The 15,489-nt window shown below is 70.0% G+C and carries 4 protein-coding genes; all 4 read left to right on the forward strand.

The window, feature by feature from the left end; translation table 11 throughout:
* The first annotated feature begins 398 nt into the window (after positions 1-398).
* Genes LA521A_RS06440 through LA521A_RS06455 form a run of 4 tightly spaced genes read left to right on the forward strand, consistent with a single transcriptional unit; the run spans position 399 to position 15,488 of the window.
* Entirely contained in the window at positions 399-7,682 is a 7,284-nt protein-coding gene (locus LA521A_RS06440; RefSeq protein ID WP_281781487.1) for a polyketide synthase, read from the forward strand.
* Entirely contained in the window at positions 7,679-13,804 is a 6,126-nt protein-coding gene (locus LA521A_RS06445; protein ID WP_281781488.1) for a non-ribosomal peptide synthetase, read from the forward strand. Before LA521A_RS06440 ends, LA521A_RS06445 begins: the two co-directional genes overlap by 4 nt.
* Positions 13,801-14,610, forward strand: coding sequence for an alpha/beta hydrolase family protein (locus LA521A_RS06450; RefSeq protein ID WP_281781489.1), 810 nt, complete (start codon positions 13,801-13,803; stop codon positions 14,608-14,610). Before LA521A_RS06445 ends, LA521A_RS06450 begins: the two co-directional genes overlap by 4 nt.
* Entirely contained in the window at positions 14,607-15,488 is an 882-nt protein-coding gene (locus LA521A_RS06455) for an alpha/beta hydrolase family protein (RefSeq protein WP_281781490.1), read from the forward strand. The genes LA521A_RS06450 and LA521A_RS06455 overlap by 4 nt, the downstream gene beginning before the upstream one ends.
* Position 15,489: the final 1 nt, after the last annotated feature.

The raw sequence follows: 15,489 nt of genomic DNA on the forward strand, positions 1-15,489 counted from the left end.
GTGCATCGTCTGGCGGATGCGCGGCGAACGTGGCCGCTCGCGCCCGTGCGCACCGTTTGGTTCGACGAGAGGGGCAGGGAAGACACGAATGCCGCGGTCGGCATCGGTCGTGCCGCATGTGGGGTGAGCGATGTCGTGGAGTGCCGGCACACAGCCAACGCGCAGGCCCGAGGCGGCCCGCGACGTGGTGCCGGACGCGCGGTGCGTGGCAGCGGTTTCGCCGCACCGGATCGCAACGACGCGCCTGCCTTCGACCGCCCAACGCATCCGCGCGCAATGACGCAGCGGAGCCGGCGCGACAACCGGTTTTGACGCAGACCGCCGGCCGTTCGACGCCGGTTTGGACGTGATTGTTGCCGACGGCCACGGCCGCCGCGCAGTGGAGAAGGAGCAGGCGCATGAGTACGCGGGCAGCAGCGACACAGGACGACGACTTTCGCGGCGCGACGCCGGCCATCGATTCGCCGCTGCTGGACGTGCTTCCGCAGCCCGCCGGCAACGCCGACGGCGCCGTCGGATCGCTCGCGTTCGCGCTGCCGCCCGATGTTGCACTCGCGTTGCACCACGATGACGCCCGCAACGCGCTCACCGCCGCGCTGGTCGCCGTGGATGCCTGGCTGTCGGGCGCCGACGATGCGCTCGCCACGATGGGCCGCGGCAACGCATGGCGCCAGCTGCGCGTCGCGGTGGGTTCGACGAACGCCGCGACACTCGCCGAGGCGATCGACTGCGCCGACACGAACGAAGCGCCGCAGCCCTGCGTCTGGACCGTCTCGGACGAGGCGGGCGTTCCGGCGTTCGCCGCATCGAACTGGCGCATCGACGACGCGCAGCTTCGCGGGGAGTTTCGCGCGCCGCTATCGAACGAAGCCGCCGCGCTGATCGGCGAGGCCGTCGTGCGTTGCCTGCGTGCGATCGCGAACGACGCCACGCTGCCGCTGTCGCATATCGACGCGCTCGATCCGACCGACCGCGCGCGCCAGATCGACGACTGGGCCGTCGCGCCTCGCGCGCGTGCCGAGTTCGACACCGTCCACGAATGCTTCGCGCAGACGCTCGCCGCGTTTGCCGACAAGACCGCCGTCGTGCACGGCGAGGCGAGCCTCACCTACGCGCAGCTCGACCGCCGCGCCGCTTCGCTTGCCACGCGGCTTCGCGATGCGGGCGTCGTCGCGGGCGACATCGTCGGTGTCGCGCTGCCGCGCTCGCTCGACGCGGTCGTCGCGCTGCTCGGCGTGATCAAGGCCGGCGGCGCGTACCTGCCGTTGGACCTCGCGCTGCCCGCCGACCGTCTCGCCTTCATGGTCGATAACGCCCGCGTGCGCGTGATCGTCGCCGATCCCGCGCTGCACGCATCGAACCTGCCGCGCGAGCCGCGTCGCGTGGACGTGCACGGCGACGATGCGCCGCTGGCGGATACGCCGGACACGAACCGCGACTCGCTCGCGTACGTGCTCTTCACCTCCGGCTCGACCGGCGTGCCGAAGGGCGTGGAGATCCGCCACCGTTCGCTCGTGCGCCGGTTGCGCGGCGTCGATTACGTCACGCTCGACGCCCAGACGCGCCTGCTGCACCAGGCGCCGCTGGGCTTCGATATTTCCGGCCTGGAACTGTGGGGCGCGCTGTTCAACGGCGGCACCGTCGTCGTGCACGACGAACTGGCGCCGACCGCCGCGCGCCTGCGCGAGACGATCGCGCGACACGGCGCGAACGCCGCGATCATGTCGGCCGCGTTGTTCAACGCGGTCGTCGACGAGGACGCGACGATCTTCGCCGGCATGCGCGAGCTCATCGTCGGCGGCGAAGCGCTCTCCGTCGAACACATCCGTCGCATGCAGGCCGTCGCGCCGCAGCTGCAACTGCACAACGGCTACGGCCCGACGGAGTGCACGATCATGTGCACCTCGCATGCGATCCCGCGCGACCTGCCGCGCGATGCGACGTCGATCCCGATCGGCCGTGCCATGCAGGACGCCAGTGCCTACGTGCTCAACCGCCGCCTGCAACTGCTGCCCGCCGGCGTGATCGGCGAGCTGTGCGTGGGCGGCGCGGGCGTTGCGCGCGGCTATCTCGCACGTCCCGAACTCAACGCGGAGCGTTTCGTGCCCAATCCGTTCCTTGACGGCGACGTGCTGTACCGCACCGGCGACCAGGTGCGCCTGCGCGAAGACGGGCTGATCGAATTCGTCGGGCGCACCGACGCACAGGTGAAGATCCGCGGCCATCGCATCGAGCTGACGGAAATCGAAACCGTGCTGGCGCGCCATCCGGCGATCGCCTCGTGCGTCGTCGTGGCGCGCGCCGACTTCCCCGGCGAAAAGCGCCTGGTCGCGTACTACGTCGACAGCGGGCTCGGGGCGCATGCACCGCAGCTTCGCGCGCATCTCGCCGCCGCGCTGCCGGCGTACATGGTGCCGACGCGTTACGTGCGCCTGGACGAACTCCCGCTGACGAACAACGGCAAGGTCGATCGCCGCGCTTTGCCCGCGCCGGATCGCCGCCGTCCCGAGCTCACCGTCGATTTCGCCGCGCCGGCCAACGCGCTCGAAGGCAAGCTCTGCGAGGCCTTCGGCACGCTGCTCGACATCGAGGGCGTCGGCCGCGACGACAACTTCTTCGAGCTCGGCGGAAGCTCGCTGCTCGCCGTGCGCCTGGCCGAGCACATCCGCGTGGAAGGCTGGCAGTCCGACGAGGCGGCCCCGCGCGTGGCCGCGCCGACGATCTTCCAGCATCCGACGCCGGCGAAGCTCGCGGCGGTGCTCGAAGGCGCGCAGGCCGCACAGGCGCCGGCGCGTCGCAGCGTCGATGCGCGCGAGCCCATCGCCATCGTCGCGATGGCCGGACGCTTCCCGGGGGCAGGCGACGTCGAATCGTTCTGGAACAACCTGTGCGAAGGCCGCGATTCGATCACCCAGTTCCGCATCGACGAACTCGATCCCGCGGTGAGCGCGAGCGATCGCAACGATCCCGGTTACGTCGCCGCGCGCGGCGTGATCGACGATGTCGAGCTGTTCGACGCCGCGTTCTTCGGCATCGGCCCGCGCGAGGCGGAGCTGATGGACCCGCAGCAGCGCATCTTCCTGGAACTGTGCTGGGAATGCCTCGAACGGGGCGGCCATGCGCCGGACGCGGCCGGCGTCACGGGCGTGTTCGCCGGCATGAACAACGCGACGTACTTCCAGCGCCATGTGTCCGCGCATCCCGAACTGGTCAATCGCGTCGGCGCGCTGCAGGTGATGCTCGGCAACGAGAAGGACTACATCGCCACGCGCGTGGCGCACAAACTCAACCTCACCGGCCCGGCGGTCAGCGTGCATACGGCGTGCTCGACCTCGCTGGTGGCGATCGCGCAGGCGGTGGAAAGCCTGCAGGCGGGCCTGTGCGACATGGCGCTGGCCGGCGGGATCGCGGTCACGTGCCCGCCGCGCAGCGGCTACCTGTACCAGGAAGGTTCGATGCTGTCGCCCGACGGCCACACGCGTACGTTCGACGCGGACGCGAAGGGCACGGTCTTCGGCGATGGCGCGGCGGTCGTGCTGCTCAAGCGGTTGTCTGATGCGATCGCCGACGGCAATCCCGTGTACGCCGTCATCCGCGGCAGCGCGCTCAACAACGACGGCGCCAATCGCGCCAGCTTCACCGCGCCCAGCAGCGAAGGGCAGGCCGCCGTGATCGCGCTCGCGCACGACAAGGCGGGCGTCGACGCACGCACCATCGGCTACGTGGAGGCGCACGGCACCGCGACGCCGCTCGGCGATCCGATCGAAATCGAGGGCCTGACGCGCGCGTTCCGCCGCACGACCCGCGACGCCGGCTTCTGCCGCATCGGTTCGCTGAAGAGCAACGTCGGCCACATGGTGACCGCCGCCGGCGCCGCGGGCGTCATCAAGACGGCGTTGTCGCTGCACGAGAAGCGCATTCCCGCCAGCATCCATTTCGAATCGCCGAACCCGACGATCGATTTCGCCAGCACGCCGTTCGTGGTGAACGCGCGCATGAGCGCGTGGGAGCGCGAAGGCGACGCGCCGCGCCGCGCCGGCGTGAGTTCGTTCGGCTTGGGCGGCACCAACGCGCACGCGGTGCTGGAAGAAGCGCCGCTGCTGCCCGAATCCCAGGCCGCCGACGGCCCGCAGCTGCTCGTGCTGTCGGCGCGCACCCCCACCGCGCTGGGCATGGCGGTGAACCGGCTCGCCGATCATCTCGATGCCAATCGCGATGCGAACCTCGCCGACGTCGCGTGGACGCTGGCCGTCGGCCGCAAGGCGTTCGCGCATCGCATCGCGATCGCCGCCGAGGATGCCGCGTCGGCCGTCGACCAACTGCGCGGACCGGACACGCTGGCCGAAGCCGCGCGCAGCCGCCCGGCGCGTGCCGCGGGCGTGGTGTTCATGTTCCCGGGGCAGGGCGCCACCTACCCGGGCATGGGGCGCAGCCTGTACGAGGCCGAGCCCGTCTTCCGCGATGCGCTGGATGAATGCGCGCAGCTGCTGCAGGCCGACCTCGGTTTCGACCTGCGCGAACGCCTGTTCGCCGAGGACGCCGAAGCGCTGCTGCCGACGTCGATCATGCAGCCGGCGACGTTCGCCATCGAATACGCCCTGGCCAAGTGGTGGATGAGCCGCGGCATCACGCCTTCGATGATGATCGGCCACAGCATCGGCGAGTTCGTCGCCGCCACCCTGGCCGGCGTGTTCGAACTGCGCGACGCGCTGCATCTCATCGCGCGCCGTGGCGCGCTGATGCAGGCGCAGCCGGCGGGGTCGATGCTTTCGATCCGGTTGCCGGCCGATGCCGTACGCGATCGCCTGCCGGCGTCGTTGTCGCTCGCTGCCGAGAATTCGCCGCTGGCCTGCGTAGTCGCCGGGGAATCCGACGCCGTCGCCGCGTTCCAGGCGCAGCTCGAAGGCGAGGGCATCGCCTGCCGTGCGCTGCGCACCTCGCACGCGTTCCACTCCGCGATGATGGAGCCGGTAGTCGCGCCGTTCCGCGACGCCGTCGCCGCCGTGCGCCTGAACGCGCCGACGCGGTCCATCGTCTCCACCGTCACCGGCGCCCCGCTGACGGCGGAAGAGGCCATTTCGCCCGACTACTGGGCGCGGCACCTGCGCGAGCCGGTGCGGTTCTCCAGCGCGTTGCAGGCGCTGCTCGACGGCGACGACGCGGCCTCACGCGTGCTGCTGGAAGTCGGCCCGCGCGGCACGCTGAACGCGCTCGCGCGGCAGCAGCCCGTCGTGCAGAAGCAGCGCATCGCCACCGTGGCGAGCCTCACCGACAGCCCGGCCAGCGAGCGCCGCGACCTCATCGCCGCCGCCGGAAAGCTCTGGAGCCAGGGCGCGGCGATCGCGCCGGCCGCCTTCGATACGCGGGCCATCCGCCATCGCCTGCGGCTGCCGACCTATCCGTTCGAGAGACAACGTTATTGGGTGGAGGCGGTTGCCGCGAGCCCGGGCAACGTGATCCCCCATCCGGCCGTCGCGGCCGCCGCACGAACCAATCCCGTACTGGAGACCGTCATGCCGCAGTCCGCCCCCGCCGTCGCCACCGTCCCCGCCGCGCCCGCTCCCGGCCGTCGCGAACGCCTGGTCGGGCAACTGCGTGGCCTGTTCGAGAACGTCGCCGGCTTCGACATGAGCGACGCCGATGCCGACACCAACTTCATCGAACTCGGCCTGGACAGCCTGATGCTGACGCAGGTCGCCGTGCAGCTGCAGAAGACGTTCGAGGTGCCGGTGAACTTCCGCCAGCTGATGGGCGACTGCAGCAGCCTGGATCGACTGGCCGGCATGCTCGATGCCTCGATGCCCGCCGACGCCGCACCGGCGCCCGCGCCCGTGCAGGCGGTGGCCGCGGCCCCGGTCGCCATCGCGCCCGTCGCCGTCGCGCCCGTCGCGCTGCCGGCGCTGGACGGCGGCAACGACTTCACGCGCCAGGTCATCGCCCAGCAGATGCAGCTGATGGCGCAGCAGCTCGCGTTGCTGTCGGGCGGCGTGGCCGCGCCCGTCTCCGTCGCGACGCTCGCCGCGCCCGCGCCTGTCGCCGCCGCGCCTGTCGCCGTCGCATCACCGGTCGCCGCCGCGCCGGCGCCGAAGCCCGCCGTCGACGGCGAGGAAGACACCGGCGCGGTGCAGCAGAAGTACGACGTCAAGAAGGCCTTCGGCGCGATCGCGCGCATCGACAACCACGTCGATACCGAGCTGTCGCCGCAGCAGAAGGCCAAGCTCGACGCGTTCATGGACCGCTACGCCGCGCGTACGCGCAAGTCGAAGGACTACACGCAGGCCAACCGCTCGCACCTGGCCGATCCGCGCGTGGTCAACGGCTTCCGTCCGCTGACGAAGGAGATCGTCTACCAGATCGTCGTCGAGCGTTCGAAGGGTTCGCGCGTCATCGACATCGACGGCAACGAATACGTGGATGCGCTCAACGGGTTCGGCATGAGCCTGTTCGGCTGGCAGCCGGATTTCGTGCTCGACGCCGTGCGCGAACAGCTCGACAAGGGCTACGAGATCGGCCCGCAGCATCCGGTCGCCGGCGACGTCGCGCAGCTGGTGTGCGAACTCACCGGGCACGATCGCGCCGCGCTGTGCAACACCGGTTCCGAAGCCGTGCTCGGCGCGCTGCGCGTCGCGCGCACCATCACCGCGCGCAGCACGGTGGTGCTGTTCACCGGCTCCTACCACGGCATCGTCGATGAAGTGATCGTGCGCGGCACCAAGTCGCTGCGCGCGGTGCCGGCCGCGCCGGGCATCCTGCGCAACACCGCCGAAAACGTGCTCGTGCTCGATTACGGCACGCCCGAGGCGATGGAGATCATCAAGTCACGCATCCACGAGATTGCCGCAGTCCTGGTCGAACCCGTGCAGAGCCGCCGCCTGGACTTCCGTCCGGTCGAATTCCTCAAGGAGCTGCGCCAGCTCACGCAGGACAATGGCGCGCTGCTGATCTTCGACGAAGTGGTTACCGGTTTCCGCTCCAACCCGGGCGGGGTGCAGGCGATCTTCGGCATCAAGGCCGACCTGGCGACGTACGGCAAGGTGGTCGGCGGCGGTTTCCCGATCGGCGTGATCGCCGGCAAGCGCGAGTACATGGACGCGCTCGACGGCGGCCACTGGCAGTACGGCGACGACTCGGTGCCCACCGTCGGCGTGACGTATTTCGCCGGCACGTTCGTGCGCCATCCGCTCGCGCTGGTCGCGGCGAAGGCGGTGCTCGAACACTTCAAGGCCGACGGCGGCGAGCTGCAGAAGCGCCTCAACGCGAAGACCGAAGCGCTGGCGGCCGACATCAACGCCTACTGCGCCGACGTCGGCGCGCCGGTGTCGGTGAAGCAGTACGCGTCGGTGTGGAAGACGCACTGGCACGAGGCGCATCCGCTGCAGGACCTGCTGTTCGCCTCGATGCGCCTGCGCGGCATCCACATCCTCGACAACTTCCCCTGCTTCATCACCACCGCGCACAGCGACGAGGACATCGCGCGCATCGCGACGGCGTTCAAGGAAGCGGTGGCGGAGCTGCAGGACATGGAGCTGCTTCCGCGCAGCGCCGCGACGCCGAAGACGGTGATGGACGCCAGCAAGCCCGTCGTGCCCGGCGCACGACTGGGTCGCGAACCCGACGGCACGCCGGCGTGGTTCGTGCCCAACCCGGAGCAGCCGGGCAAGTACATGAAGGTGAGTGCATGAATGCAGCCGTGATGAACGAGGGCGTGCGCGACGAAGCGACGGTCGATTACGACCCGTTCGCGGAAGGACCGCTGTCGCGCGTCGCCCCGACCACCGAACCGCAGCGCGAAGTGTGGCTCGCCGATCGCCTCGGCGAGGATGCGTCGCTGGCGTACAACGAGTCGATCTCGCTGGATTTTCGCGGGAAACTCGACGCCACCGCACTGCGCGACGCGTTGCGCGGCCTCGTCGCGCGCCACGACATCCTGCGCGCGAACTTCGGCCCCGACGGCCGCACGCTGTGCGTGAGCGACGACCGGTCAATCGAATTGCCGCTGATCGACCTGTCGTCGATGGACGACGGCGAACGCAACGCGCGCATCGCCGCGCACGCGCGCGAGGTCGTCGAAACCCCGTTCGACCTGGACCACGGCACGCTGCTGCGCGCGCACCTGCTGCGCCTGTCGGAAGACCGCCACCACCTCGTGCTGACCGCGCACCACATCGTCTGCGACGGCTGGTCGTGGTGGGTGATCGTGCGCGAGCTGGGCGCGTTGTACTCGCAGGCGCTGGGCCAGGATGCGCCCGTGCTGCCGGCGGCCGAATCCTTCGCCGATTACGCGCTGGCCGAAGCCGAACACCCGCACGGCGCGACCTATCGCGCCGACGAGGCGTACTGGCTGTCGCGCTTCGCCGACGGGGGGCCGATCCTCGACCTGCCGACCGATCGCCCGCGTCCGACGCGCCGCACGTTCCCGTCGATCCGCGAGGACCACCTGCTCGACAACGATCTCGTCGCCGCCGTGCGCCGCCTCGGCGCGCGCCAGGGCGCGAGCCTGTTTGCGACGTTGCTGGCGAGCTTCGCCGGCCTGCTGTCGCGCCTGACCGCGCAGAACGAAGTCGTCGTCGGCATTCCCGCCGCCGGGCAATCGGTGGACGGCCACGATCATCTCGTCGGCCATTGCGTGAACCTGCTGCCGCTGCGCTTCGAGCTGGACCACGCGCAGCCGTTCGAGCAGGCGCTGGGCGTCGCGCAGTCGACGCTGCTGGACGCCATCGAGCACCAGCGCTACACCTTCGGCACGCTGCTGAAGAAGCTGCCGATGCAGCGCGATCCCGCGCGCCTGCCGCTGTGCAGCGTGATGTTCAACATCGACCAGGCGATGGACCAGGAAAGCACCGGCTTCCACGGCCTGGGCATGCGCCTGATCACCAACCCGCGCAGTTACGAGAACTTCGAACTGTTCGTCAACGCGGTGCAGGTGCAGGGCGGCATGCGGCTGGAGTGCCAGTACAACACCGACCTGTTCGACAACGCGACGATCCGCCGCTGGCTGGCCGCGTACGAGACGCTGCTGCGCGAAGCCGTCGCGCGCCCGGACCTGCCGTTCGGCCGTCTTTCCGTGGTGTCCGAAAGCGCACGCGCGCAGCTCCAGGCGCTGCAGCCGGCGCCGGTCGCGTTCGATCGCGAATGCCGCATGCACGAGGCGTTCGAGCGGCAGTGCGACCGCACGCCCGATCGCATCGCGGTGGAGTTCAATGGCGAGCACGTGCGCTACGACGAGCTGGAAGCGCGCGCCAACCGCATCGCGCACCTGCTGCGCGCGCGCGGCGTGCGTCGCGGCTCGCTGGTCGGACTCGTGCTCGATCGCGGCGTCGACATGCTCGCGGGCCTGCTCGGTGTGCTCAAGGCGGGGGCGGGCTACGTGCCGCTCGATCCGAATTTCCCGGCAGAACGCCTGTCGTACATGGCCAGCGACGCGGGCCTTGCGGCGCTGCTTACGACGACGAAGCATGCCGGCAACTTCGACCTGCGCGGGCGCCCGGTGCTGTCGCTGGACACGCTGCAGGACGAACTCGCCGCGCTGCCCGCCGCTCGCATCGGCCGCGATGAAGGCGCCGCCGAGCCCGAATCGGTCGCCTACGTGATCTACACCTCCGGTTCGACCGGTCGCCCGAAGGGCGTGCAGGTGCCGCATCGCGCGGTCAGCAATTTCCTGTCGAGCATGGCGAAGGAGCCGGGCCTGGACGCGGACGACCGCCTCGTCGCGGTCACCACGCTGTCGTTCGACATCGCCGTGCTCGAACTGCTGCTACCGCTGTCGGTCGGCGCGCGCATCGTGCTCGCCGACCGCGCAACCGCGGCCGACGGCGTCGCGTTGAAGGCGCTCATCGCCAGCAGCGGCGCGACGGTGATGCAGGCGACGCCGGCCTCGTGGCGGTTGCTGCTCGACGCCGAATGGCAGGGCGACGCGCGGTTCAAGATCCTCTGCGGCGGCGAAGCGCTGCCGCCGGATCTTGCGACCCAACTGCTCAAGCGCTGCGGCTCGCTGTGGAACGTGTACGGTCCGACCGAAACGACGGTGTGGTCGACGTGCTCGCGCGTCACCGATGCGTCCGACATCCACATCGGCCGGCCGATCGACAACACGCAGGTGTGGATCCTCGATCCGCGTGGCGAGCTGTGCCCGCTCGGCGTGCCCGGCGAGATCTGGATCGGCGGCGACGGCGTGACGCTGGGCTACCTGGATCGCGCCGAACTCACCGCCGAGCGCTTCGTGCCCGATCCGTTCGCGGCATCGAAGCACGCGTTGCTGTATCGCACCGGCGACCGCGGCCGCTGGCGGCCCGACGGCGTGCTCGAACACCAGGGGCGCCTGGATTTCCAGGTGAAAGTGCGCGGTTACCGCATCGAGCTGGGCGAGATCGAAGCGCTGCTCGCGGCGCATGCGCAGGTCGCGCGCGCGGTCGTGGTCGCACGCGAGGATCGCCCCGGCGACGTGCGCCTGGTCGCGTACGTGGTGGGCGAGGGGGCGGCGTCGCTGGACGAAGCCGCGCTCGCGTCGTACCTCAAGGGCTCGCTGCCGGACTACATGATCCCGCAGCACATCCTGTTTCTTGACGCGATCCCGCTGCTGCCCAACGGCAAGATCGACCGCAAGTCGCTGCCGGCGCCGGACCTCAACGTGAAGCTCGCCGGCGAGCGCGTGGCGCCGCGCAACGCGCTGGAGCGCACCATCGCCGACGCGATGGCGAAGGTGCTCGGCGTCGCCGAAGTCGGCGTGGACGATGATTTCTTCTCGCTCGGCGGCCATTCGCTGCTTGCCGCGCAGCTGACCTCGCGCATCAACAAGGAACTGGGCATCGCGCTGTCGCTGCGGGCGCTGTTCGACGGCCCCACCGTCGCGAAGCTCGCGCGCATGGTGCAGGGGATCGACGGCGAGGCCGCGCCGAAACGCGAGCCGATCAAGCCGCTCGCCGACCGCACGCGCGGGCCGATGTCGGTGATGCAGGAGCGTCTTTACCTGCTCGAACAGTTCAATCCCGGCCAGATCACCTACAACACGCCGAGCGCGCATCGCCTGCGCGGTCCGTTGCAGCTGGACGCGTTCCAGGCCGCGCTGAACGCGATGATCCAGCGCCAGAGCGTGCTGCGCACGACCATCGCCCTGGTCGATGGCGAGCCGATGCAGGTCGTGCACGACGCGGTCGACGTGGGTATCACCGACGTCGTCGACGTGAGCGACCTGGCGAAAGACGAGCGCGAGGCGGAAGTGTCGCGGTTGATGGACGCGCTGATCCAGACGCCGTTCGAACTCGACCGCGCGCCGCTGATCCGCTCGCGCCTGTTCCGCCTCGGCCCGGAAGAACACGTGTGGTTCTTCATGACCCACCACCTGATCTGGGACGGCTGGTCGTTCGACCTGATGTACACCGACATGGCCGAGCTGTACGCCGCGCAGTTGGAAAAGCGCGAGCCGAAGCTGCCGGAACTCACGGTGACCTACGCCGACTTCTCCGCATGGCACCGCGACTGGCTGCAGGGGCCGGAATACGCGAAACAACTGACGTTCTGGCGCGAACGCCTCGGCGGTGTCGGGCACGCGATCGAAGCGTTGCCGACCGACATGCCGCGCCGTCCCGGCATGTCCGGACGCGGCGTCACGCACCGAATCACCGTCGCCAACGACGTGACCGCGGCGCTGCACGACACCGCGCGCAAGGTCGACGCGACGCTGTACATGGTGCTGCTCACCGCGTATTTCGCGCTGATCAGCCGCACCTCGAACCTGCGCGAGCTGATCGTCGGCACGCCGGTACGCGGGCGCAACACGGCCGAAGTCGAGAACCTGATGGGCTATTTCACCAGCCTGTTGCCGCTGCGCATGGAGATCGATCCGTCGATGACCTTCGCGCAGGCGGTCAAGCAGGTGAAGGACGTGGTGCTGGACAGCTTCGCGCATCCCGACATCCGGCTGGAGGATCTCGTGCGCGAACTGAGCGTGCGCAGTCGCGAAGGGGGCGCGGTGCTGTACCACGCGCTGTTCTCGTTCCAGGACATCCGCCAGCGCATGTGCGAATGGGGTCCGCTCACGCACGAGCGCTACCCGGTGTTCCAGACGGCGTCCACGCAGGACCTGGGCCTGTGGTTCGTCGAACAGGACACGGGGCTGTCGGGCGGTTTCATCTACAACGCCGACATCTTCCTCGACGATACCGCGGCGCTGCTGCGCGACCGCTACGTCGCCGTCCTCAAGGCGCTGGGCCGCGATCCCTCGCTGACGCTGGCGCAGATCACGCAGTTCGACGATGGCCAGCCGCTGCGCTTCGGTCGCGCGACCGACGCGACGTCGGATGCGTCGGGCGCGGGCGCGTCGGCCGAGGCGCCGGCCGTGGCCGACGCGGCCACGAACGAGCCGCTCGACGAGCTGGGCGAGCAGTTGCTGGAGATCTGGCGCGACCTGCTGCGCAAGCCCGATATCGGCGCGGACGATGATTTCTTCTCGCTCGGCGGGCATTCGCTGCAGGCCGTGCAGATGTTCCATCGCTTCAACCGGCAGACCGGCGTCAACCTGCCGCTGGCCACGCTGCTCACCGCGCGCACCGTGCGTGCGCTCGCGCGCGAATACCAGCGCGTGCGCAACGACATCGACACGCACGGCGACGCCGCGCCGGCCGACGGCACGCGCCCCGATCCGTGGGCGCCCCTGGTGCCGATCCGTCCGCAGGGCGAAGGCGCGCCGCTGTTCCTCGTGCATGCCGTCGGCGGCAACGTGCTGAACTACCGTCCGCTCGCCGAGGCGATGCCGCAGGGCATTCCCGTGTACGGCCTGCAGGCGCTGGGCCTGGACGGCCGCACCGCGCCGCTGGACAGCGTGGAGAAGATGGCCGAACGCTACGTGCGCGAAATCCGCACCGTGCAGCCGCAGGGGCCGTACCACCTGGCCGGCGGCTCGATGGGCGGCATCATCGCCTTCGAAATGGCGCAGCAGCTGGTGGCCGCAGGCGAAACGGTCGCGATGCTCGGCCTGGTCGATACCTCGGCCGAGTTCGGCATCCGCTACCGCGCGCAGGCGCAAAGCGGCCTCTCCGGGCGCGTGCAGCGGCTGCATCGCCGCATGCAGGGGCAGTCGCTGGGCCAGCGCATCGCGACGATCGGCGAGGTCGTGAACGGCCGTCGCCACGCGTCGAAGCTTCGCCAGCAGGCGCAGCAGGCGCGTGAGGCCGGGCAGGCGCTGCCGCACAGCGTGCGCTACGCCGAGCTGGAAGCCACGCACATGCACGCGTACATGAAGTACATCGTCAAGCCGTATGCCGGCGGCATCGTGCTGTTCCGCGCGGAAAACCAGCCGCCGGAGCTGCGCGCCAAGCCGCTGCTCGGCTGGGAAGCGATGTGCGCCGACGTGGACGTCGTGGCGATCCCGGGCGATCACCAGGGCATGATCGAATCGCCCGCGCTGGTTGCGCGACTGGCGTCGGCGATCCTGCGTGCGCAGGGGCGCGGCGAAGCGCCGGTGGACGAGGCGCCCCCGGTTTCGAAACACGACGGCACCGTCGCCGAGCACGATCCGCGCGCGATCTACCTGCGCGAGCTGTGGAAGGAACTGCTCGGCGTGGACGTCGGCGCGCAGGACAACTTCTTCGACCTCGGCGGCAACTCGATGCTGGCCGTGCAGATGTCGAGCCGCGTCGCGAAGGACACGGGCGTGCGCATCCAGCTGATGCGGCTGGCCGCGACGAATCTCGCGCAGATCGCCGCCGACCTGCCGATGCACATCGTGCGCGAGGAGAAGAGCGGCATGGGCTCGCGCATGGCGCGCACGATGAAGCGCCTGCTGCGCACCCCGGGGACGGTGGAATGAGCGCGCCGTTCTTCTTCGGCGCACCGGGACGCAGCCTGTTCGGGTTGCTGCACTCGCAGCCCGATGCGGAACCGGCGTCCAGACACGGCGTGCTGCTGTGCGCGCCGCTACTGCAGGATGGCATCCGCAGCCATCGCGCGTTGTGGTCGCTCGCGCAGACGGTGGGGCAGTTCGGCATTCCCGCGCTGACGTTCGACTGGTACGCCACGGGCGATTCCGCCGGGCAGGACGGCGAACTCGGACTGCCCGGCATGCTCGACGATCTCGAACACGCCAGCGCCGAACTGCTGCGTCGTGGCGAAGTGGACGCCGTGCAGTTCCTCGCGCTGCGCAGCGCCGCGTTGCCGCTGCTCGCCGCGCTGGAACGCCGCGTCGATCCGGTCGACGTCGTGCTGTGGGATCCGCAACTGGACGGCGCGCAGGTGGTCGCGTCGTGGAAGAAGCAGCATCGCGAGCAGCTGCACGAAAGCGGCCGCTACGTGAAGGTCGCGCACGAGTCCGACGACGGCGAACTGCTGGGATTCGCCGTCGACGATGCGCTGCTTACCGCGTTGTCGGCGCTTGACGCCGCGCACCTGCGCCTGCCGAACGGAAGCCGCGTGCGCATGGCGGTCTGGGAGATGGACGAATCGCTCGATCGCTTCGCGCGCGAACAGCGCGCCGGTGGCGTGTCGGTGGAAGCGGTGCTGCTCGACGAAGGCGAGCGCCCGGAATGGGACGTGCCGTCGCGTTTCGGCGGCCAGGTGTTCCCGCGTCGCGCGGTCGCCCAGCTCGCGCAACGCATGACCGAACAGGTGCCGTGGTGAACCTGCAACTCGACGAGAAGGCATTGGAAGCCCGCACGGAAGTCGCGCCGTCGCGGCATCGCGCATCGGCGGTTTCGCACGCGCCATTCGAGGAAACCGCGCACGGTTTCGGCGACGGCCTGGTCGGCGTGATCACGCGGCCGGTCGGCGCCGCATCGACGACCGGCGTGCTGCTGCTCAACGCCGGCCTTACGCGCCACACCGGACCGTTCCGCATGCACGTGGAACTGGCGCGCGCGCTTGCCGCGCAGGGTTTCGCGGTGCTGCGGTTCGACCAGTCGGGACTGGGCGACAGCGCGCTGCCGGGCAAGGCCGCGGGCGAACGTCGCCAGCGCGAGACCGACGCGGCCATGCGCCTGCTCGCGCAGGAAGCGGGCGTGGAGCGTTTCGTGCTCGCCGGGCTGTGTTCCGGTGCGGACGACGCGTTCCACGTCGGCGCGGTCGATGCGCGCGTTGCCGGCGAGATCCTGCTCGACGGCGTCGCGTATCCGACGACGGGCTTCTGGCTGCGGCACGTGCTGCCGCGCCTGTTCGATGTCGGCAAGGTGCTGCGCTTCCTGATGTCGCGTCGCAATCCCGGGCCGTCGCTGTCGGATTTCCGCGACTGGCCCGAACGCGCGCAGGCGCGCCGCATGCTCGCCGACATGGTCGCGCGCGACACGCGCCTGCTGTTCGTCTTCACCGGCGGCGCGTACCACTATTTCAACCATCGCGCGCAACTGCCCGGGTGCCTGGGGCGCGCGGCCGAAGCGAGGCAGGTGAGCCTGGAATTCTGGCGCGAGTACGACCACACCTTCTTCCTGCGCAAGCACCGCAACATGCTGTTCAAGCGCATCGCGGCGTGGATGCATGACGAGTTCGGCACGGGGACGCCTTGAT

The organism is Lysobacter auxotrophicus, from assembly GCF_027924565.1.
Lineage (GTDB): Bacteria > Pseudomonadota > Gammaproteobacteria > Xanthomonadales > Xanthomonadaceae > Lysobacter_J > Lysobacter_J auxotrophicus.

Coding starts and splice junctions, on each gene's coding strand:
- LA521A_RS06445 (WP_281781488.1), top strand. CDS start 7,679: ATGAATGCAGCCGTGATGAACGAGGGCGTGCGCGACGAAGCGACGGTC.
- LA521A_RS06440 (WP_281781487.1), top strand. CDS start 399: ATGAGTACGCGGGCAGCAGCGACACAGGACGACGACTTTCGCGGCGCG.
- LA521A_RS06450 (WP_281781489.1), top strand. CDS start 13,801: ATGAGCGCGCCGTTCTTCTTCGGCGCACCGGGACGCAGCCTGTTCGGG.